The organism is Rhabdothermincola salaria, from assembly GCF_021246445.1.
Lineage (GTDB): Bacteria > Actinomycetota > Acidimicrobiia > Acidimicrobiales > Acidimicrobilacustridaceae > Rhabdothermincola_A > Rhabdothermincola_A salaria.
In genome coordinates, this window is record NZ_JAJQXW010000001.1 from 1,172,203 (window position 1) to 1,194,139 (window position 21,937).

The window sequence follows — 21,937 nt, forward strand, 5'->3', positions numbered from 1 at the left end:
CGGCAGTCGCCGCCACCGACCCCCCCACACAGGAGCGCACCATGGCCTCGATCCACGACCTCACCCCCGGCACCTGGGACGTCGACCCCTCCCACACCACCGTCGGCTTCGTCGGCCGCCACCTCATGATCACCAAGGTGCGAGGTCGCTTCAGCGGGGTCACCGGCACCGTCACCGTGGCCGAGGACCGAACGCAGTCCTCGGTGACGGCCACCATCGACATGGCCTCGGTCGACACCCGCGACGAGGGCCGCGACGCCCACCTGCGCGGCGAGGACTTCTTCGACGTCGAGCACCACCCCACCATGACGTTCGCCAGCACCGAGGTGCGCCAGGACGGCGGGGACTTCGTGCTCGTCGGCGACCTCACCATCAAGGGCGTCACCAAGCCGGTGGAGCTCGAGCTCGAGTTCGACGGCGTCAGCGGCGACCCGTGGGGCGGCACCCGCGCCGGCTTCACCGCCAAGGGCGAGGTCAACCGCAAGGACTGGGGCCTCGAGTGGAACGTGGCCCTCGAGACCGGCGGGGTGCTCGTCGGCGACAAGATCAAGATCGAGCTCGACGTGCAGGTCGTCCAGCACGTCGAAGAGCCCGCCAACGCCTGATCCGGCGGGCCGGCAGACCTGACGCGACGAGGCCCTCCCGACGCCCGGGAGGGCCTCGTCGCGCGTTCGTGGTCGACCGCGCCAGGGCCGGTCAGTGCGCCGGACGGATCGCCGACCAGGTGATCGGCAGCTCGGCGAAGCCGTCGATGAGGTTCGAGTTGACCCGCGGGAAGGTGGCGGGATCGCCCACGACCTCGAGCCCCTCGAAGCGGGTGAGGATGGCCTCGAACATGATGCGGGCCTCGAGGCGGGCGAGGCTCGCCCCCAGGCAGAAGTGTGGGCCGCCCGCACCGAACGCGACGTGGTCGTTGGGGTCACGGGTGAGGTCGAGGCGGTCGGGCTCGGCGAAGGCCCGCTCGTCCCGGTTGGCCGAGGCATAGACCATGAGGACGCGCTCGCCCGCGGAGATCGATCGGCCACCGAGCTCGACGTCGGTGACCGGCGTTCGCGTGAAGTGCACCACCGGGGTGACGAAGCGGAGCAGCTCCTCGATGGCCGTGGGCAGCTGGTCGAGGTTGCCGCGCAGCCACTCCAGCTGCTCGGGGTCCTGCAGCAGGGCCAGCGTGCCGGTCGTGATGAGGTTCCGGGTCGTCTCGCTGCCGGCGTTCTGCAGCAGCATGAAGAACACCTCGATCTGGAACTTCGTCAGCTTCTCACCGTCCACCTCGGCGGCGAGCAGGACGCTCATGAGGTCGTCGCGCGGCTCGCGCTCGCGCTGCGACGCCAGGTCGTCGGCGTACATGAACATCTCGGTCATGGCCTGAGTCCGCTGCTCGGCGGTGACCGCCGGGTCGAACCCGAAGGTGCGCTCGGTCCAGTCGAACACCATGGCGCGGTCCTGCTCGGGGACGCCCACCATGTCGGCGATGACGTGGAGGGGCAGCCACAGGGCCAGGTCGTGCACGAGGTCGCAGCCGTCGCGGCCGGCCAGGTCGTCGATGATGGCGTCGGTGCGCTCGCGCAACCGGTCGGAGAGATCGGCCACGCGCCGGGGCGTGAAGCCCTTGTTCACCAGCTTGCGGAGCTTGATGTGCTCCGGGGCGTCCTTGCTGATCAACAGCTCGGAGGAGCCGCCACCCTCGGCGTCGCCCATCCGACCGTCGTCGAGGAAGGGGTCGGGGGCGTTGTGGAACGTGACGGAGTCCCGCGACACCCGTTGCACGTCGTCGTGGCGGGTGACGGCCCAGTAGCCACCCGGATAGGCGGGGTGGTCGTGGTGCGACACCGGGTCGTTGTCGCGCAACCAGCGGTAGTACTCGTAGGGAACGCCGTGGTCGTAGGTGCGTGGATCGTGCAGTGACGGTGCGGCATCGGTCGCCGCCGTCCCGCCGACGTCGGTCGTGGTCGTCATCGTGTCTCCTTCGCAGGCCTCGTGAGCACCAGTGCGGTCAATCCTCGGCGAGGAGGCCGTTGAGCCGCTCGGTGGTCTCGATCCACTCTTCCACCATCTCGAGCACCAGGTCCTTGGAAGGGCGGACCTTGTTCATCCGCCCGACGATCTGGCCGACCGGGTAGCCGATCAGCTCCTTGGCGTGGGCCCGCTGGGTGCGGCGCCCGGCCTCCTGGTGCAGGATGCCCTGCAGGGGCATCGGGAGCGTGCCAGGCGAGTCCGGCCCCTCCCAGGCATCGGTCCAGGCGGTGCGCAGCTGACGGGCCGGCTTGCCGGTCATGGCCCGCGAGCGCACGGTGTCGCGGGACGTGGCGGCCAGCATGTTCTCGAGCGCCTCCGGGCCGGTGTCGGCCTCGCTCACGGTGAGCCACATCGAACCCGTCCACACCCCCTGGGCGCCCAGGGCCAGGGCGGCCGCCATCTGGCGGCCGGTGGCGATGCCGCCGGCGGCCAGCACGGGCACGTCGGGGCCGACGGCGTCGACCACCTCGGGCACGAGCACCATCGTGGAGATCTCGCCGCAGTGGCCGCCGGCCTCGGTGCCCTGGGCGACGATGACATCGACGCCGATGCCCACCTGTCGCTCGGCGTGCACCTTGGAGCCGCACAGGCCCCCGACCAGCATCCCGGCGGCATGGGCCTGCTCGATGACGTACGGCGGGGGCGGGCCGAGGGCGTTGACGATCATCTTGACGTTGGCGGCGTGGTCGAGGCAGACCTGCACCTGGTTGGGGCCCATCTCGTCGACGCCCAGACCGGCCGCGGCGACCGGCGCGTGGTCGTCGAGCTCGGGAGGCAGCTCGGGCACCTCGTAGCGATCCAGGAGCTCGTCCACGAACTGGCGGTGCTGCTCGGGGATCATGGCATCGAGCGACTGGAACGACGCCTCGTCACCGCCGCCCTTGCCCACGTAGTTCACCGGCATGGCGAAGTCGACGCCGTAGGGTTTGTCGCCGACGTGCTCGTCGATCCAGTTGAGCTCGATCTCGAGTCGTTCGGGCCCGTAGGCCAGGGCCCCGAGCACGCCGAAGCCACCGGCGTTGGTCACGGCGGCGACGACGTCGCGACAGTGCGAGAAGGCGAAGATCGGGAACTCGATGCCGAGGCGTTCGGCGATGGGCGTGCTCATGGTGGTTGCTCCCCTCGTGGGCCGTCTCCGGCCACCCCGTGCCGACCGTGCGGTGCGGCCCCCTCATGCTACACAAGATCAGCGTAGTAGTGCTCGCGTGTCACATGTCGGGCACGGCGGCGCAGGGCGGCCGGGAGCGGGCACGCCGGGGCCGGAGCACTAGATTGGCCCCACGTCATCGACGCCGCCCCGGCCTGCCGGCGGGCGCCGGCCTCATCACCGCAACAGGGGGAACCAATGCGCACCCGCGCCGCCGTGCTCTACGCGCCACACACCGACTACGTGGTCGAGGAGATCGAGCTCGACCCGCCCAAGGAGGGCGAGGTCCTCGTCCAGTTCGAAGCCAGCGGGATGTGCCACTCGGACGAGCACATGGTGACCGGCGACATGGCGATGGACCAAGAGGTCCTCGACATGCTCGGCTGGCAGCAGTACCCGATCATCATGGGCCACGAAGGCGGGGGCGTGGTGGTCGAGGTCGGCCCGGGAGTCACCGAGCTGTCCGTGGGCGACCACGTGGTCACCTCGTTCGTCCCGTCCTGCGGACGCTGCCCGTCGTGCGCCAGCGGCAACCAGAACCTCTGCGACATGGGCGCCCACCTCCTCAGCGGCCACCAGGCCGACGGCACCAGCCGCCACCACACCCTCGACGGCAAGGACATCGCCACGATGTGCTGCCTCGGGACCTTCGCCGAGCACTCCGTGGTCCACCTCAACTCACTGGTCAAGGTCGAGCCCGACCTCCCCCTCGACAAGGCCTGCCTGGTCGCCTGCGGCGTCACCACCGGCTGGGGATCGGCCACCTACGCCGCCGACGTCGCCCCGGGTGAGACCGTGGTGGTCATCGGCACGGGCGGTGTCGGCATGAACGCCGTGCAGGGGGCCCACCTCGCCGGCGCCCGCTACGTGATCGCCATCGACCCGGTGGAGTTCAAGCGGGAGCAGGCCCAGCAGTTCGGTGCCACCCACGCGGTCGCCACCGCCGAGGAGGCCCAGGCCCTGCTCGGTGAGCTCACGTGGGGCCGCAACGCCGAGAAGGTCATCGTCACCGTCGGCGAGGGCAAGGGGGCCGACGTCGGCACCTACATGGGCCTCGTCGCCAAGGGCGGCAAGCTGGTGTTCACCGCCGTGGCCGACATGAAGGCCAACGACGTGAACCTCAACCTCTTCGACCTGGCCATGCAGCAGAAGTCGCTCGTGGGCACCATCTTCGGCAGCGCCAACCCCCGCTACGACATCCCCCGCCTGCTGGGGTTGTACCGCAGCGGCCAGCTCAAGCTCGACGAGCTCGTCACCCGCACCTACGGGCTCGACGACATCAACCAGGGGTACCAGGACATGCGAGACGGCAAGAACATCCGCGGCGTCATCGTGTACGGGAGCTGACATGACCACCAGAGAAGAGCTCGTCGCCATCTGCGATCGCTACGTGGAGCTGGTCAGCGCCGGCGACACCGACGGGATCATGGCCCTCTACGCCGACGACTGCTGGGTCGAGGACCCCGTCGGCTCGGAGAGGAAGGTGGGCCGCGAGGCCATCCGCGACTTCTACGACGGCATCACCAAGCTCGGGGTCACGCCGGTCATGCGCCGCATCGGTCCCGTCACCGTGTGCGGGGGCGAAGCGGCCTTCCAGTTCCGCATCGACATCGACCTCGGCGAGACCAAGATCGCCATGGCCACCACCGACCTCATGACCTTCGACGACGCCGGCAAGATCACCAGCATGCGGGCCTTCGCCGACGGCGAGGCCGACCCCGACGCCTGACCGACCGCCGCACCTGCACGCCGCCGAGGGCAGCCCCACCGAGAGGGGCTGCCCTCGGCCGCGTCGGGACCATGACACTCGCCGGGCGGAGGCCCGGCCCCGACCGGCCGTTGTGGTTGACTGCCCCCAGCGCACGACCGACAGGGGGAGCTGTGTTCGAGCTCGAGGACAAGGTGGCTCTGGTGACCGGGGCCGGCCAGAACGTGGGCGCCGGCATCGCCCGGCTGCTCGCCGAGCAGGGCGCCGCCGTCGCCGTCAACGACATCCGACCGGAGAGGGCGGCGGACACGGTGGCCGCCATCGAGGCCGCCGGGGGGCGCGCCGTGGCCATCGGCTTCGACGTCACCGACCACCAGGCGGTCGCCGCGGGGGTGGCCGAGGTCGAAGGGACGCTCGGTCCCGTCGACGTGCTGGTCAACAACGCAGGCAACGGCGGCGCCGAGGGGATGCGCCCCACCCAGTTCCGCGAGTCCGACCCGGCCTCGTGGCGAGGTCCCATCGACGTCAACCTCTACGGCGTCTTGAACTGCAGCCACGCGGTCATCAACGGCATGTGCGAACGGGGCTGGGGCCGCATCATCACGATCGCCTCCGGCGCCGGCCTGGTGGGCCTCAACATCGGGGTCTCGCCCTACGCCGCCGGCAAGGGCGGGGCCATCGGCTTCATGCGCCACCTCGCCATCGAGAACGCCCGCTACGGCGTCACCGCCAACACCCTGGCCATCGGCTTGATGACCAACGAAGACCAGAGCGTCACCGAGGCGCTCGCCCGCCAGATCCCCACCAAACGCACCGGGGTGCCCGAGGACATCGGGTACGCCTGCGTGTACCTCGCGTCCCCGGAGGCCGAGTGGGTGACCGGTCAGACCATCCAGATCAACGGCGGGTCGGTCACCACCTGAGGCAACCTCACAGCCGCGACAGCCAACGGTCGGCCTGGTTGAGCCGGCGTTCGAGCTGCTCGACGGTGGCCTCGGACACCCGGCGCACGCTCGACAGGCGGTTGAGCTCGGCGTTCACCTGCGCATGGGTGAGCCCCGAGCGGCGCACGATGTCGCGGGCCCGCTCGGCGTTCTCCATCCGTAGGTGGGCCTTGTGCTCCCTCCGGGTGCGGTGGTGGGTGTGGCTGCCCCCTCCCCCCGGGCGGGGCGGTGGGGCCAGCAGGATGGTCAGGTCCTCGTCCTCGTCACCGTCGTCGAGCGCGAGCACGCCGTCGGGATCGTGGTCCTCACTGACCCACTCCGGCTCGTGGCCGCCGAGGGTGACCGCCGAGAGCGCCGAGAACAACGACAGCTGCTCCTCCTGGGCAGACACCGGCACGGCGTCGTCGATCCCGTCGTCGCCCTCGCGGCCCTCCTCGTCGTCGCGCCGGCGCAGGCTGTGGCGACGCTGCTCGGCGATCCCCGCCGAGAAGCGTCGCAGACGGGGGTCGTCCGGGATGAAGAAGAACGCCTTCTGCGAGCGAAGCCCCTGCGTCCAACGCACCAGGCGGCCGGTGGCCTGGCGGAAAAACAGCTCGGTCACCGTGTTGGTGGCGAAGACCCCGACCCGCAGGCGAGGGATGTCGACGCCCTCGGAGACCATGCGCACCGCCACGATCCACGGCTGATCGCCTTCGGCGAAGTGCTCGATGCGGGCCGAGGCGGTGGGGTCGTCGCTGACCACGAGGGTGGAGTGCACGCCGTGACGTCGACGCAGCAACTCGACGATCCCCCGGGCGTGCTCCTGGTCCATGGCGATCACCAGGCCGCCGGCATGGGGCTGGGTCACCCGGATGGCCTGGAGCTGGGCGTGGGCCTGATCGAGCACGACCGGCAGCCACTCGCCACTCAGCGACAGCGCGGTGCGCAGCCGCTGGCCGGACCGGGCGTGATCGAGGGCGTCGTCGAACGTGTGGGCGTACTCCGTGCCGTCGGGTCCGACCCACTCCATCTGACCGTCGATCCGGGGGAAGTACACGGGGCGCACCACCTTGCCGTCGACGAGGGCCTCGCCGTAGCCGTACTCGTAGTCGGCGTGGGCCTCGCCGAAGTCGTCGTAGTGCACGAACGGGATGGCGGCGGTGTCGGAGCGGAACGGGGTGCCCGAGAGGGCCAGGCGCCGCGCGGCCAGCTCGAACGCGGTGCGCACGCCCTCCCCCCATGCCCGGTCGTCGCCGGCGTGGTGGAGCTCGTCGAAGATCACGAACGCCCCCGCGGCGATCCCTCGGAGAGCCACCGGTTGCATGGCCACCTGCTGGTAGGTGACCACGATGCCGTGCATGTCCGCCGGCAGCCGCCCGTCCCGGGCCGACCACTGCGGCTCGAGGTGCAGGTCGAGGCGAGCGGCCGCACTGGCCCACTGCACCTTCAGGTGTTGGGTGGGCGCCACCACCACCACCCGTCGGTCGGGGTGGGTGGCCAGGTGCTGCACCGCCGCGGTCAGGGCGAAGGTCGTCTTGCCCGCCCCCGGGGTGGCCACGGCCAGGAAGTCGGGATCGCTCGAGGTCTGGAAGCGTTCGAGGGCCTGTTTCTGCCAGGGCCGGAGGCGGACGGAGCGCGACATGTCGAGCGCCGGAGTCTACCGAGGCCCGGGGCCCCCTCCGGATGGCTCAGTACACGTCGACGGGGGTGCCCACGGCCCCTGCTCCCGAGGCCCAGAGCCAGTCGACCGAGGGATCGGGCAGCCGCACGCAGCCGTGGGAGGCCGGGCTGGCCAACACCGGGTAGCCCCCGTGGAAGGCGATGCCGCCCACGAAGTACTTGGGCCGGTAGAGGGGTCCCCAGGGTCCGGGGTCCCACCCGTCGACCTGGCGGAAGATGCTGTAGTCCCCCGGCGGCGTGGCGGTGGCCGCCGCACCGGAGGTGGCGTTGAGGGCGGTGACGTTGCCCGCCGCCTCCACCACGATCACGACCTGGGCCGCCAGGTCGACCTCGATGTGCGGGTGGCGACCGAGCCGGGGTTCCACCGGCCCGGCCGAGGCGAGGGCGCCGAGGGTCTGCGGTCCGGCCACGCCGTCGCGGGCCAGCCCGTGCAGCTTCTGGAAGGCCATGACCGCGTGGCGGGTGCCCGGGCCGTACTCGCCGGGGGGATCGGTCACCGCGAAGCCGCGAGCCGCCAGCTCGTACTGCAGGGCACCGATCTCCTCGGAGGTGTCGGGCACCACCGAGACCGGCTCGGGGACGGTCGTCGTCGTCGTGGTGGGGGCGGCGGTCGTGGTGGGAGTCGCAGTGGTGGTCGGCGCCGCGGTCGTGGTGCTCGCCGACGTGGTGGAGGGGGACGCCGTGGTGGGACTCGCGGCACTGTCGGGAGCCCCGGTGGGCTGCGAGCCGCCACCGCCGGCGCACGACGCCAGGACCACCGCCAGGCCCACGAGGGCGGCGAGACGGAGCAGTCGGGGAGCGAGGGAGGGACCAGACATCGCCCTCCACTCTTCCAGAAGCGAGCCCGGCGGCGGCATCGCGAGCTCCAACCGGGGCCGGCGGGGGGCGTCACGCCCCGTCGGGACCGACCCCGGCACCCGGGCCGGGCCCCGTTAGGCTCGCCGCGTGGAACCGCCCCCCTCGGTGACGGTGCACCTCCCCGACGAGGTGGCCGGCCCCCCCAGCACCCTCATCGGCCCCACCGGCACCGCCCCCGAGCTGGAGCTGATCGTGCCCGCCGACCGAGCCGTGCCCGATTCCGCGTCGGGACGCACCCATGTCCTGCCGCTGTTCGTGGCCGGGGTCGTGCTGGTGGTCGTCGTCACCGTGGTGCTGATCCGGGCCCGTCGAACCCGACGCCCCGACCCCGGGTCGGCCGGTCAGTTGCCCGACGGGTCCGAGGGGTAGAGCGAGAGCCACGCCGTACTCCCCTGCTGGCGACGCAGCACGATGCGCCAGAGGTCGTCGGGGCGGTCGCTCCACAGGTCGGCACCGAGAGCGGGCACCACCAACCAGGCTTCCTGGTCGAGCTCGGCTTCGAGCTGCCCCGCCCCCCAGCCGGAGTACCCGACGAAGACCCGCACCTCCTCGAGGCGAGGGTCGGGGCCGGGGTCGGCGCCCAGGTCGAGCGTGGCCAGCGGGCCGGGCCCGTCGGTGGCCAACGGGATCGGGCTCCAGGGTCGGTCACCGGGGTCGTGCGACCCCGGCGCCGGCCGACCGAGGCCTATGGCCGCGGCCTGCTCGACCGGTCCACCGACGAAGACCACCGCCGGATCCGACGCCAGCGGCGCCCACTGCGGGAGCGATCCGCCGACGTCGACGTCGGTGGGCCGGTTCAGCACCAACCCCAGCGCACCGTCGTCACCGTGGTCGAGGAGCAGCACGACCGTCCGGTCGAAGTTGGGGTCACCGATCACCGGTGTGGCCACGAGCAGGCAACCGGCGAGCGCACGATCGGTCACGCCATCGATGATGGCACGCGGCCGCGGACCACGGACGGTCGCCGCAGGGCGGCGCGGCCCCCAGGGATCGGGGCGTTCAGCCCTCGGTCTTCTCGTCGGCGATCTGCTGGTGCACCTGCTCCATGTCGATGGACTCGATCTGGCGGACGATGTCCTCGAGGGCCTGCTCGGGCAGGGCACCGGGCTGGCTGTAGAGCACGACCTTGTCGCGCACGGCCATCAGCGTGGGGATGGACTGGATCTGGAAGGCTCCAGCGAGCTCGGGCTCGGCCTCGGTGTCGACCTTGGCGAACACCACGCCCGGGTGGGCCTCGGAGACCTTCTCGTAGACCGGTGCGAACATCTTGCAGGGCCCGCACCATTCGGCCCAGAAGTCGATGAGGACGATGTCGTTGTCGTCGAGGGTCTGCTCGAACGTGTCCTTGGTCAGCGTGGTGGTCGCCATGTCCTGGTGGTCCTCTCGTGTGGTCGTGACGGGCCCCTCGCGGGATACCCAGTGGGGTATACAACAACGGGGGGCACCGGGATGTTCCCGCCCGACGATGCGGGCGGCTACTGACGCAGCAGCGACAGCAGCCGGAGGATCTCGAGGTACAGCCACACCACCGTGACGGTGACGCCGAACGCACCGAACCACTCCATGTACTTCGGGGCCCCGGCCTTCGATGCCTGCTCGATGAAGGCGAAGTCCAGGCCGAGGTTGAGGGCAGCCACGATCACGATGACGACGCTGATGCCGATGCCGAGCGCCGAGGGCTCGTTCCAGAACATGATGTCGGCGCCGAAGAGGGTCGCGATCCAGGTCACGGCGTACATGACGAAGATGCCGAGCGTGGCGGCCACGACCACGGCCACGTACTTCTTGGTGACCTTGATGATCCGGGTGGCGTACAGGAAGAACATGACGAAGAACACCGCCAGCGTGGCCCCGATGGCCTGCACCACGATGCCGTTCCACTCGGCGTTGTAGACCGCGGAGATGGCTCCCAGCGCGACGCCGTAGGCCAGCGCGTAGGCGGGCGCCGTGAACGGCGAGAGCTTGGGCTTGACGATGGTGAGGATGGCCAGACCCAGACCCACCAGCACGGAGATCAGCAGCCAGCCCGGCATGGACGTGGTGTTGACCATCACCTCCTGGCCGGTCTCGGGGTCGATGCGGGCCTCGGAGGTCTGATCGACCTGCATCCACCCGAACGAGCCGGCGGCCAGGATGATGGCGAACAGCACACCGATGGCGGTCATGCTGCCGCCGAGCGTCATGGTGGGCCCGTCGTGGGGCACGTCGGGGATCGAGCCGAAACGGCCCCCGCCGGCGGCCTTGGTGCCGGCTGCGGCCTGGGTGGCCGCGCCGGAGGAAGGTCCTGCCGTGCTGGCCCATCCGGGGCCAGTGGCCCCCTCGCGCTCGAAGCGCTGGGGGGTGAGGACGGGGTTGGCCATGACTGCTCCTTGTACGAGGGCTCGGTGCCAGCGGTCTCAGTCTACGGAGCGCGGCGTGTTCGCCGGGCGCGCCAGTACCGCAGGACCAACGAACTGCGACCCGACCCGCTCGCGGCCGGTTCGGACGTCATGTCGGAGTCGATCACCGGGTGGCGTTCGATGTAGGTGGAGCCGAGCGCCTGCACGACCGCGCTGAACGGCAAGGCCAGCAGGGCGCCGATGCCCCCGAGGATCCCGATGCCCGCCAGTACGGATCCGAACGCCACCGCCGGGTGCAGGTCCATGGTGCGGGCGCTGATGCGCGGCGCGAAGACGTAGTTCTCGATCTGTTGGTAGAAGGTGGCGAAGGCGACGACGAGCACGGCGTCGAACGGGCTGCCCACCAGGGCGATGAAGGCGGGCAGCGCGGCGGCCAGGTAGGTGCCGACCACGGGCACGAACTGCGAGACCAGCCCCACGAACACGGCGAGGGCGATGGCGTAGGGGACGCCGATGATCTCGAAGGCGATCCAGTGCGCCACGCCCGAGAGCAGGGCGAGCAGCGCTCGACTGTAGATGTAGCCCCCGGTCTTCTGGATGGCGATCTCCCACGTCTCGAGCACCTGGCGTTGGCGATCGGGGCGCAGGAACGAGCAGATGACCCGACGGAAGCGGGGACCGTCGGCGACGAGGTAGAACGCGAAGAGGGCGACGGTGAAGAACTGGAACACGATGCCGAGCACGCTGGCGCTGATGCCGAGCGCGTTGCCGGCCGCCTGGGTGGCGAAGCTGCGCACCGGGCCGTCGGCATCGGTGAGCTGGTCACGCAGGTCGTCACCCGAGAGCTCGAGGCCGAAGGTCTCGTTGAGCCACTCCTCGGCGTCGGTGAGGTAGCCGGGGGCGCTGTCGACGAGGTTGACGACCTCGTCGGCCACCACCTTGCCCAGCGCACCCAGGAAGAGCAGCGAGAACACGACGAACACGACGAACACCAGGCCGGTGGCCCAGCCCCGCTTCCAGCCCCGTGCCGCCAGCCAGTTGACCGCCGGTTCCATGGCGAACGAGACGAACAGGGCGATCAGGATCGTGATCAGCAGGTCCTTCAGCTCGCCGAGGAGCCACCGGGCCACGGCCAGGCCCACCACCCCGACGAAGAACAGCATGATGGCGCGGGGCACCCATCGGGGCATCGCTTCGCTGGGCTCGAGCGGGGTTCCCCCCAACCGGGCCGCGAGCCCGCTCGGCGACACGGGAGCGTCGTCGGGAGGAGGCGGGCCGTCTGCACCGGCCTGAGGGTCGTCGCCGGCCATGGCCATGACGGTGCCACGTCCGGTCCCCTGCGGCGCGGATACCGCCCGTCGCGCTCCAGACCCCGTCCGGACGCTGGCCGCGACCGCCCTAGCATCGCCCCCCGTGCACCGATTTCGCGACCTCCTCGACGCCAACGCCGACCACGCCGCCCACTTCGCCGATGCCCACCTCGAGGCGCCGCCCCGGCTCGGGCTGGCCGTGCTCACCTGCATGGACGCCCGCATCGACGCCCACGAGGCGTTCGGCCTGCGTCCGGGCGATGCTCACCTGCTGCGCAACGCCGGGGCACGGACCACCGACGACATGATCCGCTCCTTGATCAAGTCCACCAACCAGCTCGGGGTGTCGCGGATCGCCGTGGTGCACCACACCGACTGCGGCGCCGCCAAGATCGAGCTCGGGCGTCTGCGGCGAGCCGTCACCGACGCCACCGGTCACGACCCCGACGACGTCGAGTTCCACCTCATCGCCGACGAGGACCAGGCGATCGTCGACGACGTCGACGCGCTCGTGGCCTGCCCCTGGCTACCGCCCGGCACCGTGGTGGGCGGTTTCATGTACGACGTTGTCACCGGCACCATCGACCCCCGCCTCGTCCGCGAGGTCGAGTAGGCGTGACCATGGCGCCCTCCTCGCAAGCTCGTCGGGACGCGGTGTGGGCGGGTCGCTGGCGCTCCCCATCGCCCACCTGACCGGGAGCGTCAGCCGACTCGAAACAGCCGACGCCGCGCAGCAAGGAGGCTCAGACAGGTCCTGTGTTTCGGCGAAGCCGGCGGAGGGAGGCCTGCCGACCGGAGCAAGATGTCGCGGCTTGCCGACCGGAGCTGTATGTCACAGCCTCAGACGTCGAGGAAGCGGGTGACGGCGATGCCGGCGCCGATGGCGCCGATGAGGATGCCGGCCACCCCGAGCAACAAGAAGATGCTGATCAGCTCGGCCCCTCCGACGGTGAAACCGGCGATGAGCGGGAAGTCGTCGCTGTCGGGGAGCCAGCCGAGGAAAAACGGGCGCAGCACGGCGAGGAAGCCGATGGCCGCGATCGCTCCCAGGAAGCCCTGGATGAGGCCCTCCAACATGAAGGGCACGCGGATGAACCAGTTGGTGGCCCCCACCAACTTCATGACCTCGATCTCGCGCCTCCGAGCGAACATGGCCATCCGGATGGTGTTCAAGATGAGCAGTCCCGAGGCGACGAACAGCACGGCCGCGACGACGAAGATGCCGGTGGTCAGCCGACTGGAGATGTCCTGGATGAATCGGATCGTCTCCGAGGCGAACACCACGCTGTCGACGCCCGGCCGGTCGCCGAACTGCGATCCCAGCGCCTCCACCGCCTCGACGTCTTTGTCGACGGGCTCGACCCGGAACGACGACGGCAGGTCGTCGGGCGCCACGCTGTCGATCATCTCCTGGGAATCGGCGAACAGCGAGCGGAACTCGTCGTAGGCGCCGTCCTTGTCGACGTAGGCGACCGAGGCGATCTCGGGGCTCTCGTCGAGGGCGTCGGCCACGGAATCGACCTGGTCCTGGTTGGCGTCGACGCGCATGAACACGACGAACTCGATGCCGCCCTGCCAACGCTGGGTGGCGTTCTCCACTGCCCGGTTGAACATGAGAGCGGCACCGACCAGCAGCACCGAGATGAAGACGGTGAGCACCGACGCCAAGGTGATGGTGACGTTGCGGCCCAGGTTGGACCCGGTCTCGCGGACGACGTAGTCGAGCTTCGGCATGGCGGCGATCCCTACTCGTAGACGCCGCGTACCTGGTCACGGACGATCGAGCCGCGGTCGAGCTCGATCACCCGGCGCCGCATCGTGTCGACGATGCCGCGATCGTGCGTGGCCATCACCACGGTGGTGCCCGTCTTGTTGATGCGGTCCAGCAGCCGCATGATGCCCACCGACGTCGCCGGGTCGAGGTTGCCGGTGGGCTCGTCGGCCAGGAGGATGAGCGGCCGGTTCACGAAGGCGCGGGCCACCGAGACCCGCTGCTGCTCACCACCGGAGAGCTCGTCGGGGAAGCTGGCGGCCTTGTGCCCGAGGCCCACCAGGTCGAGGATGGCCGGCACCTGGGTCTGGATGACGCTACGAGGCCGTCCGATGACCTCCAGGGCGAAGGCGACGTTCTCGTAGGCGGTCTTGTTGCTCAGCAGCTTGTAGTCCTGGAAGACGCACCCGATGTTGCGCCGCAGGAAGGGCACCTTCCAGTTCGAGAGCAACCCGATGTCCTTGCCGGCGACGTAGATCTTGCCGTCCTCCGGGGTCTCTTCCTTGTTCAACAGACGGATGAACGTGGACTTGCCCGACCCCGAGGCGCCGACCAGGAACACGAACTCGCCCTTGGCGATCTCGAGGCTGGCGTCGCGCAGGGCGACGGTGGATCCCTTGTAGGTCTTGGTGACGTGTTCGAGCGTGATCATGAGAGGTGGGGCACCGCGGCGCAGCAGAGGCCAGGGCCAGTGGCCGAGGGTAGACGCATCGACCGCGCGAACCGCGGCACCTGCGACAGGTCCTGCGTCACCGGCGTGCTCACTCGGCGGCGGGGTCCGAGGCGCTGCGTTCCCAGCGCAGGTAGGCCTCCATGAAGCCGTCGAGCGCACCGTCGAGCACGGCGTCGACGTTGCCCGTCTCGTGCTCGGAACGCAGGTCCTTGACCATCTGGTACGGCTGGAGCACGTACGAGCGGATCTGGCTGCCGAACCCCACCGACCGCTGCTCTCCCCGGATGGCCGAGAGCTCCGCTTCGCGCTCCTCGCGCTGGCGCTCCGCCAGCTTGGCCCGCAGCATCTGCATGGCCACGTCCTTGTTCTGGTGCTGGCTGCGCTCGTTCTGGCACGAGGTCACGACACCAGTGGGCAGGTGGGTGATGCGCACCGCCGAGTCGGTGACGTTGACGTGCTGTCCGCCCGCGCCCGATGAACGGTAGGTGTCGACGCGCAGGTCCTTTTCGTCGATCTCGATGTCGGGGACGTCGTCGAGGAAGGGCGTCACCTTCAGCGCGGCGAAGGCCGTCTGGCGCTTGCCCTGGGCGTTGAACGGCGAGATGCGCACCAGGCGGTGCACCCCGTGCTCACTGCGCAGGCGGCCGTAGGCGTGGCGGCCGCGGACCACGAACGACGCCGACGACAGCCCCGCCTCGGACCCGGCGGACGCCTCCGCCAGCTCGACCTCGAACCCGGAGCGCTCGGCCCAGCGCAGGTACATGCGCAGGAGCATCTCGGTCCAGTCCTGGGCATCGGCACCGCCCTCACCGGACTGCAGCTCGCAGAGGGCGTCGGAGTCGTCGTGCTCGCCCGTGAAGAGGGCCCGCAGCTCGAGCTCGCCGAAGTCGGTCCCGAGCGCCTCGAGGGCCTCGGCGATCTCGGCCTCGACCGAGTCATCCGCCTCCTCTCGGCCCAGCTCGAAGAGCGTCTCGCCGTCGGCGATGCCACCCTCGAGGCGCTCGTAGAGCTCGATGTCCTCGACGACCGAGGAGAGCTCTCCGGTCACCTTGCGGGCCTGGTCGGCGTCGTCCCAGAGGTCGGGCCGGCTGGCCTCGACCTCGAGTTGAGGGCGGGCCTCGCGCAGCTCGTCGATGCGCAGGTAGACGCGCGCCTCGTCGAGTCGGCGCCGGAGCGCGGCGAGGTCGTCGGAGTAGTCCTTCATGGTGGGGGGTCCTGCCCTACTGGCCGTGACAGAGCTTGAACTTCTTGCCCGAGCCGCACGGGCACGGGGCGTTGCGCGGGGTCTTGTCCCAATCGCTCTTCACGACCGGTTGCTGGGTGACCTCGTCGTCGGGGGCGACCGGTGGGGGCTCGACGCCCTCGGCTGCCGCTTGGGCCCGAGCGGCCTCGGCGAGGCTGCTGGGGGCCTCGCTCGGGTCGACCGGTGCCGTGTACATCATGTCCTTGACGGCGACCGGCGCCTGCAGCTTGGGCTGCTCGGCGACGGTGACCTGGGCGTGCATGACGTACTTGACGAAGTCGACGGCGATGCTCTGCATCATCGAGCCGAACATGGCATAGCCATCGCGCTGCCACTCGACGAGCGGGTCCTTCTGACCCATGGCCCGCAGGTTGATGCCCTCCTGCAGGTAGTCCATCTCGTAGAGGTGCTCGCGCCACTTCTGGTCGATGATGCGCAGCATGACCTGGCGCTCGACCTGACGCATGGCCTCGGGACCGAACTCGGCCTCGCGGGCCTCGTAGTGGGTGGTGGCCTCGGCCATCAGGTGCTCGTAGAGGTCGTCGGTGGAGACGCAGTGGGCGCGGAGGTCGTCGACGGTGAGCTGGGACGGCCAGAAGGTGCCCACCTCGGCGACCAGGCCCTCGAGGTCCCACTCCTCGGCGAGGTCGCTCACGCAGAACGTGGAGATCACCCCGTCGACGGCCTCGGCCAGGTACTCGATGGCCTCGTCGCGCAGGTCGGCCTGGTCGAGGATCTGGTCGCGGCGCCGGTAGATCACCTTGCGCTGCTCGTTCATGACCTCGTCGTACTTCAGCACGTTCTTGCGGATCTCCGCGTTGCGCTGCTCGACGGTGTTCTGCGCCCGCTCGATGGCCTTGGTGACCATCTTGGCCTCGATGGGCACGTCGTCGGGCAGGGCCCGACCCATCACCCAGTTCATGGCGCCGGTGGCGAACAGGCGCATGAGGTCGTCCTCGAGGGACAGGTAGAACCGGCTCTCGCCCGGATCGCCCTGGCGGCCGGAACGCCCGCGGAGCTGGTTGTCGATGCGGCGGCTCTCGTGGCGTTCGGTGCCGAGCACGTAGAGACCGCCGAGCTCGCGCACCTTGGCGCCCTCGCCGTCGGTCTCGGCCTCGTAGTGGGCGAGCAGCTCGGCCAGACGGGCCTGTCCTTCCTCGGAGTCCGGCTCGAGCCCCTCGGCCGCCAGGTCTCGCTCGGCGAGCCCCTCGGCGTTGCCGCCGAGGAGGATGTCGACACCACGTCCGGCCATGTTGGTGGCCACCGTCACCGCACCCAGCCGCCCGGCCTGGGCGACGACGTCTGCCTCCCGGAAGTGCAGCTTGGCGTTGAGCACGTGGTGGGGCACGCCCCGCTTCTCGAGGAAGCGCGACAGCTTCTCGCTCTTGGCGACCGAGACGGTGCCGACGAGCACCGGCTGGCCCGCCTCGCTGCGCTCGGCGATGTCGTCGACCACCGCGTCGAACTTGGCGTCCTCGGTCTTGTAGATCAGGTCCGGCTGGTCGACGCGGGCCAGGTCGCGGTGGGTGGGGATGGGAACGACCTGCAAGCCGTAGGTGCCGTCGAGCTCGGCCGCCTCGGTGAGGGCCGTGCCGGTCATACCGGCCAGCTTCTCGTACATCCGGAAGTAGTTCTGGAGGGTGACCGTGGCGAGGGTCTGGTTCTCCTCTTTGATCTTCACGCCCTCCTTGGCCTCGACGGCCTGGTGGAGGCCCTCTGACCAACGACGGCCCTCGAGGATGCGCCCGGTGAACTCGTCGACGATCTTCACCTCGCCGTTCTGCAGGAGGTAGTCCTTGTCCCGCCTGAACAGCTCCTTGGCCTTGAGGGCGGCCTGGAACTGGTGGACGAGGTTCTGGGAGACCTCGTCGTACATGTTCTCGATGCCGAGCGCCTTCTCGACCGCTTCCACACCTTCGTCGGTGGGGGCGACGGTGCGCTTCTCCTCGTCGAACTCGTAGTGGACGTCGCGCTTGAGGCCCCGGACGATCGAGGCGAACTGGTAGTAGATGTTGGCGGCGTCGGCGACGCGCCCGGAGATGATGAGGGGCGTGCGGGCCTCGTCGATGAGGATCGAGTCGATCTCGTCGACGATGCAGTAGTTGTGGCCCCGCTGGACCTGGTCGGCGCGGCTCATCGCCATGTTGTCGCGCAGGTAGTCGAAGCCGAACTCGTTGTTGGTGCCGTAGGTGATGTCGCAGGCGTACTGGGCGCGCTTGTGGGCCGCGTCGTACTGACCGGGAATCACCAGGCCGATGTCGAGCCCGAGGCGGCGGTGGACCTGCCCCATCCACTCGGCGTCGCGTGTGGCCAGGTAGTCGTTGACCGTGACGACGTGCACGCCCTTGCCGGCCAGGGCGTTGAGGTACACCGGCAGGGTCGACACGAGGGTCTTGCCCTCACCGGTCTTCATCTCGGCCACCCACCCGAAGTGCAGGGCGGCGCCGCCCATGAGCTGCACGTCGTAGTGGCGTTGGCCGATCTCCCGGCTGGCAGCCTCCCGGGTGACGGCGAAGGCCTCGATGAGCACGTCGTCGAGGGTGGCACCGTTGTCGAGGCGCTGGCGGAAGTCGGCGGTCTTGGCCGTGAGCTCGGTGTCGGAGAGCGCGCGCATCTCGTCCTCGTAGGACCCGATGTCGGGTACCAGGCTCTGCAGCGCCCTCAGCTTCTTGCCCTCGCCGGTACGGAGGAGCTTGTCGAACATGCCCATGGGATCGCCGAGTGTACCGGCGACCCGGGTGGGAGGCGGGCGGCCTCTCCCCTGCCGGGCCCGGCGGCGGGGTCAGGCCTGCTGTGGCCGGTTGCGCCGAGCGTCGACCAGGCGCACCACCGCCGCCGCCACCTCGGTGACCGCCACGTCGAGGCTCAGGTGGACCACCCCCGGGACGGGCAGCGACCCTGCCCCACCCGCACCGCCGTCGACGACGACGGCCGCGATCGGCGGGTGGGCCCGCCGGGCGGCGACCACGGCCGCTCCGGAGCCCTCCGGGGGCAGGTGCGCCGACACCACCACGGCATCGGGCGTCTCCTGGACCACCACCCCGACCAGCGCCTCGGCGTCGGCCACCTCGACGACGACCACCACCCGGGGGTGCGACTCGAGGGCGAGCAGCAGCTGGCGGCGCAGCAGCGGCGCCTCCTCGGCGAGGACGACGCGTACGGTGTCGGGACCCCACCTCCGCGCCACCCCGGCGAACCCGGGGGCGTCGCTCACGCCGCCACCCGACGCTCGGGGGTTCGGGCCAGCACCAGCCCGTGCACCTCCTGCGCGCCCGCCACCCTCAGCGTGGCTGCCGCCGCCGACAGCGTGGCGCCGGTCGTACAGACGTCGTCGACGACGACCACCTCGGTGGGGACTCGACGCCGGGCCACCACGAAGGTGGGGCCGGCCAGGCGGGACGCCCGCCCCTGCCCCGTCTGGTGCCCCGTGCCCGTGCGCGCCAGGAGCCCGACGACGGGACGTCCGAGGCGACGGCCCACCAGCTCGGCCAACACCCTGGCCTGGTCGAAGCCACGCTCACGCCGGCGGGCCCCCGTGGTGGGGGCCCAGGTGACGACCGCGTGCGGGCCCAGCCGGGGGGCCAGCGACGCCACCGCCGGCGCCAGCGTGCGCAGCGAGGAGCGGGCGTTGCGGTACTTCACCGCCACCACGAGAGGCCGAGCCGCGTCGTCGTAGGCGACCAGCGCGCCGAGCGAGTCGAGCCCGTGGGGCACCGGCGCCGCGGGCGCCGGGCGCAGCGCACGGGTGCACGAGGAGCACGGGGAGCGCCCCGGGAGACCGCAGCAGGCACAGGACTCCGGGAACCACATGTGCTGACCCTAGCGAGGGGCTGCGACGCCGGATCGTTCGACGAGGTGGGCGCTCAGTGCATCAGCAGCGGCGGTGCGGCCCGTTCGAGGATGGCCCGGGTGCGCTGCTCGACGGCACCGGGGGTCTCGTCGTGGGTGAGGATCCAGAACGTGTTGGTGCGCACCGCCTCCACCACGTGCTCGGCCACGTCGGTGGCCTCCATGCCCGTGGTGAGGAAGTGCTCGACGATGGCCGCGATGCCGGCCTGCTCCTCGGCGGTGGGCGCCGAACCGTCGTCGGGACGGTTCCGGGTGGACGTGGCGATGTTGGTCTTGACCCAGGAGGGGCACAGCACCGACACGCCCACCGGCGACTCCGCCATGGCCAGCTCGACGGCCAGGGTCTCCGACAGCGACACGACGCCGTACTTGGAGACGTTGTAGGGGCCCATGAACGGCGCCGAGTAGAGCCCGGCCACCGAAGCGGTGTTCACGATGTGGCCCTCGCCCTGCTCGAGCAGGTGGGGCAGGAACGTGCGCACACCGTGGATGACGCCCCACAGGTTGACACCCAGCACCCAGTCCCAGTCGCTGAGCGTCAGGTCCTGCATGGGCCCACCGCCCCCGACGCCGGCGTTGTTGCAGACGACGTGGACGGCGCCGAACGCCTCGATGGCCCGGTCACGCAGGGCATCGACCTGGTCGGCCTCGGAGACATCGGTGACCACCGTGACGACCTCGGCGCCGGGTGCGAACGAGGCCGAGGCCTCGTCGAGGGCCGGGGCCTCGATGTCGGCCAGGACCAGCCGGGCGCCTTCCGCGGCGAAGCGGTGCGCCACCGCCAGGCCGATGCCGCTGGCCCCCCCGGTGACGATGACGACCTTGCCCTCGAGCTGATCCATGTGCCCCCCTTGTCTCGCGGTCGGTGTGTGTGTGTGTCGATGTCGGGCTCGGCCCGGCAGCGCCGAGCCGAGCCCTCCCCGTTCAGTAGCGGTAGTGGTCGGACTTGTAGGGCCCCTCGGCCGGGATGCCGAGATAGCTGGCCTGGTCCTCGGTGAGCTCGGTGAGGCGCACGCCCAGGGCGCCGAGGTGGAGGCGGGCCACCTTCTCGTCGAGGTGCTTGGGCAGGGTGTACACCCTGCGCTCGTAGAAGTCGTTGTGGGTGAACAGCTCGATCTGGGCGATCACCTGGTTCGAGAAGCTGTTGGACATCACGAAGCTGGGGTGGCCGGTGGCGCAGCCCAGGTTCAACAGCCGGCCCTCGGCCAGCACGATGACCGAGTGCCCGTCGGGGAACACGAACTCGTCGACCTGGGGCTTGATGGTGACCCGCTGCACGTCGCTCATCTTCTTGAGGCCGGCCATGTCGATCTCGTTGTCGAAGTGGCCGATGTTGCCGACGATGGCCTGGTGCTTCATGCGGGCCATGTGCTCGGCCGTGATCACGTTGAAGTTGCCGGTGGCGGTGATGAAGATGTCGGCGGTGTCGAGGACGTCCTCGATGCGAGCCACCTGGTAGCCCTCCATGGCCGCCTGCAGAGCGCAGATGGGATCGACCTCGGTGACGATGACCCGGGCTCCCTGGCCGCGCAGCGACGACGCGCAGCCCTTCCCGACGTCGCCGTAGCCGCAGACCACGGCCACCTTGCCGCCGATCATCACGTCGGTGGCCCGGTTGATGCCGTCGATGAGGGAGTGGCGGCATCCGTAGAGGTTGTCGAACTTGGACTTGGTGACCGAGTCGTTGACGTTGATGGCCGGGAACAGCAGGTGCCCGGCCTCCATCATCTGGTACAGGCGGTGCACGCCGGTGGTGGTCTCCTCGGTGACGCCCTGGATGCCCTGGGCGACGCCGTGCCAGAGCTCGGGCTCCTCGGCCACCGTGCGCCGCAACGTCTCGAGCACGACGGCCCACTCCTCGGAGTCGTCCTCGCCGGTCTCGGGCACCACGCCGGCACGCTCGTACTCCACGCCCTTGTGCACCAGCAGGGTGGCGTCGCCACCGTCGTCGAGGATCATGTTGGGGCCCGAGCCGTCGGGCCAGCGCAGGATCTGCTCGGTGCACCACCAGTACTCCTCGAGCGTCTCGCCCTTCCAGGCGAAGCACGGCACGCCCTTGGGACGCTCGACGGTGCCCTCCGGCCCGACGACGACCGCGGCGGCGGCGTGGTCCTGGGTGGAGAAGATGTTGCAGCTGGCCCAGCGCACCTCGGCACCGAGGACCACGAGGGTCTCGATGAGCACGGCCGTCTGGATCGTCATGTGCAGCGAGCCGGTGATGCGGGCCCCAGCGAGGGGTTGGGCATCGGCGTACTCGGCCCGCAACGCCATGAGGCCGGGCATCTCGTGCTCGGCGAGCTGGATCTCCTTGCGGCCGAAGGCGGCGAGGCCGAGATCGGCGACGCGGTAGTCGAGGCCATCATCGGTGGACTGGGCGGTGAGGGTCATCTGTGCTTCCTGGGTTGCGCGAACGGCACGAC

The 21,937-nt window shown here is 70.3% G+C and carries 22 protein-coding genes; 6 read left to right on the forward strand and 16 right to left on the reverse strand.

Translation table 11 applies throughout. The annotated features are described in order from the left end of the window. Nucleotides 1-41: 41 nt before the first annotated feature. A complete protein-coding gene (locus tag LUW87_RS05530) occupies nt 42-605 on the forward strand; it encodes a YceI family protein (protein WP_232670084.1) in 564 nt (187 codons plus the stop codon). A gap of 91 nt (nt 606-696) precedes the next feature. On the opposite strand, the gene LUW87_RS05535 is transcribed toward LUW87_RS05530, so the two are convergent. Then, nucleotides 697-1,956: a cytochrome P450 gene (locus LUW87_RS05535; RefSeq protein ID WP_232670085.1), complete on the reverse strand. Its 1,260-nt coding sequence runs from the start codon at nt 1,954-1,956 to the stop codon at nt 697-699. A gap of 37 nt (nt 1,957-1,993) precedes the next feature. Beyond that, nucleotides 1,994-3,124: a nitronate monooxygenase gene (locus LUW87_RS05540; RefSeq protein WP_232670086.1), complete on the reverse strand. Its 1,131-nt coding sequence runs from the start codon at nt 3,122-3,124 to the stop codon at nt 1,994-1,996. Nucleotides 3,125-3,361: 237 nt separating this feature from the next. On the opposite strand from LUW87_RS05540, the gene LUW87_RS05545 reads away from it, so the two are divergent. The 3 genes from LUW87_RS05545 to LUW87_RS05555 all read left to right on the forward strand — a co-directional run bounded on the left by LUW87_RS05545 (nt 3,362) and on the right by LUW87_RS05555 (nt 5,794). Further along, the gene (locus LUW87_RS05545; RefSeq protein WP_232670087.1) at nt 3,362-4,510 is read left to right on the forward strand and encodes an NDMA-dependent alcohol dehydrogenase; all 1,149 of its coding nucleotides are present in this window, start codon (nt 3,362-3,364) and stop codon (nt 4,508-4,510) included. Between the two features lies 1 nt (nt 4,511). Further along, nucleotides 4,512-4,892: a nuclear transport factor 2 family protein gene (locus LUW87_RS05550; RefSeq protein ID WP_232670088.1), complete on the forward strand. Its 381-nt coding sequence runs from the start codon at nt 4,512-4,514 to the stop codon at nt 4,890-4,892. 152 nt (nt 4,893-5,044) lie between these two features. After that, nucleotides 5,045-5,794 (forward strand): SDR family NAD(P)-dependent oxidoreductase, encoded by a 750-nt coding sequence (locus LUW87_RS05555; RefSeq protein WP_232670089.1) that lies wholly within the window; start codon nt 5,045-5,047, stop codon nt 5,792-5,794. A gap of 7 nt (nt 5,795-5,801) precedes the next feature. Here the strand turns inward: LUW87_RS05555 and LUW87_RS05560 are convergent, their stop codons facing one another. Together LUW87_RS05560 and LUW87_RS05565 are read right to left on the reverse strand one after the other, a co-directional pair. After that, nucleotides 5,802-7,436 carry a DEAD/DEAH box helicase gene (locus tag LUW87_RS05560; protein ID WP_232670091.1) on the reverse strand — a complete coding sequence of 545 codons (1,635 nt, stop codon included), beginning with the start codon at nt 7,434-7,436 and terminating at the stop codon, nt 5,802-5,804. A gap of 46 nt (nt 7,437-7,482) precedes the next feature. Further along, nucleotides 7,483-8,292: a L,D-transpeptidase family protein gene (locus LUW87_RS05565; RefSeq protein ID WP_232670092.1), complete on the reverse strand. Its 810-nt coding sequence runs from the start codon at nt 8,290-8,292 to the stop codon at nt 7,483-7,485. Between the two features lie 127 nt (nt 8,293-8,419). On the opposite strand from LUW87_RS05565, the gene LUW87_RS05570 reads away from it, so the two are divergent. Continuing rightward, nucleotides 8,420-8,701, forward strand: coding sequence for a hypothetical protein (locus tag LUW87_RS05570; RefSeq protein WP_232670093.1), 282 nt, complete (start codon nt 8,420-8,422; stop codon nt 8,699-8,701). Here LUW87_RS05570 and LUW87_RS05575 read toward each other — a convergent pair. From LUW87_RS05575 to LUW87_RS05590, 4 genes are all read right to left on the reverse strand, one after another. Further along, on the reverse strand, nt 8,674-9,255 hold the full coding sequence (locus tag LUW87_RS05575) for a YqgE/AlgH family protein (RefSeq protein WP_232670094.1): 582 nt from the start codon (nt 9,253-9,255) through the stop codon (nt 8,674-8,676). The genes LUW87_RS05570 and LUW87_RS05575 overlap by 28 nt on opposite strands. A 76-nt stretch (nt 9,256-9,331) precedes the next feature. Further along, a complete protein-coding gene (trxA, locus tag LUW87_RS05580; protein WP_232670095.1) occupies nt 9,332-9,700 on the reverse strand; it encodes a thioredoxin in 369 nt (122 codons plus the stop codon). Between the two features lie 107 nt (nt 9,701-9,807). Beyond that, nucleotides 9,808-10,692: a Bax inhibitor-1/YccA family protein gene (locus tag LUW87_RS05585; RefSeq protein WP_232670096.1), complete on the reverse strand. Its 885-nt coding sequence runs from the start codon at nt 10,690-10,692 to the stop codon at nt 9,808-9,810. A 41-nt stretch (nt 10,693-10,733) separates the two neighbouring features. Further along, entirely contained in the window at nt 10,734-11,981 is a 1,248-nt protein-coding gene (locus LUW87_RS05590) for an AI-2E family transporter (protein ID WP_232670097.1), read from the reverse strand. A 103-nt stretch (nt 11,982-12,084) separates the two neighbouring features. On the opposite strand from LUW87_RS05590, the gene LUW87_RS05595 reads away from it, so the two are divergent. Next, a complete protein-coding gene (locus LUW87_RS05595; protein WP_232670098.1) occupies nt 12,085-12,594 on the forward strand; it encodes a beta-class carbonic anhydrase in 510 nt (169 codons plus the stop codon). 227 nt (nt 12,595-12,821) lie between these two features. On the opposite strand, the gene LUW87_RS05600 is transcribed toward LUW87_RS05595, so the two are convergent. From LUW87_RS05600 to ahcY, 8 genes are all read right to left on the reverse strand, one after another. Then, on the reverse strand, nt 12,822-13,715 hold the full coding sequence (locus LUW87_RS05600; RefSeq protein WP_232670099.1) for a cell division protein FtsX: 894 nt from the start codon (nt 13,713-13,715) through the stop codon (nt 12,822-12,824). An 11-nt stretch (nt 13,716-13,726) separates the two neighbouring features. After that, entirely contained in the window at nt 13,727-14,404 is a 678-nt protein-coding gene (gene ftsE / locus LUW87_RS05605; RefSeq protein WP_232670100.1) for a cell division ATP-binding protein FtsE, read from the reverse strand. Nucleotides 14,405-14,513: 109 nt separating this feature from the next. Next, on the reverse strand, nt 14,514-15,629 hold the full coding sequence (gene prfB / locus LUW87_RS05610) for a peptide chain release factor 2 (RefSeq protein WP_232670101.1): 1,116 nt from the start codon (nt 15,627-15,629) through the stop codon (nt 14,514-14,516). Nucleotides 15,630-15,645: 16 nt separating this feature from the next. Continuing rightward, nucleotides 15,646-18,378, reverse strand: a complete 2,733-nt coding sequence (secA, locus tag LUW87_RS05615; protein WP_232670102.1) for a preprotein translocase subunit SecA — start codon at nt 18,376-18,378, stop codon at nt 15,646-15,648. A 72-nt stretch (nt 18,379-18,450) separates the two neighbouring features. After that, nucleotides 18,451-18,882 carry a hypothetical protein gene (locus tag LUW87_RS05620; RefSeq protein ID WP_232670103.1) on the reverse strand — a complete coding sequence of 144 codons (432 nt, stop codon included), beginning with the start codon at nt 18,880-18,882 and terminating at the stop codon, nt 18,451-18,453. After that, the gene (locus tag LUW87_RS05625; protein ID WP_232670105.1) at nt 18,879-19,478 is read right to left on the reverse strand and encodes a ComF family protein; all 600 of its coding nucleotides are present in this window, start codon (nt 19,476-19,478) and stop codon (nt 18,879-18,881) included. Before LUW87_RS05625 ends, LUW87_RS05620 begins: the two co-directional genes overlap by 4 nt. A 53-nt stretch (nt 19,479-19,531) precedes the next feature. Continuing rightward, the gene (locus LUW87_RS05630) at nt 19,532-20,359 is read right to left on the reverse strand and encodes an SDR family NAD(P)-dependent oxidoreductase (protein WP_232670106.1); all 828 of its coding nucleotides are present in this window, start codon (nt 20,357-20,359) and stop codon (nt 19,532-19,534) included. A gap of 82 nt (nt 20,360-20,441) precedes the next feature. Then, on the reverse strand, nt 20,442-21,905 hold the full coding sequence (ahcY, locus tag LUW87_RS05635; protein WP_232670107.1) for an adenosylhomocysteinase: 1,464 nt from the start codon (nt 21,903-21,905) through the stop codon (nt 20,442-20,444). Nucleotides 21,906-21,937 lie beyond the last annotated feature (32 nt).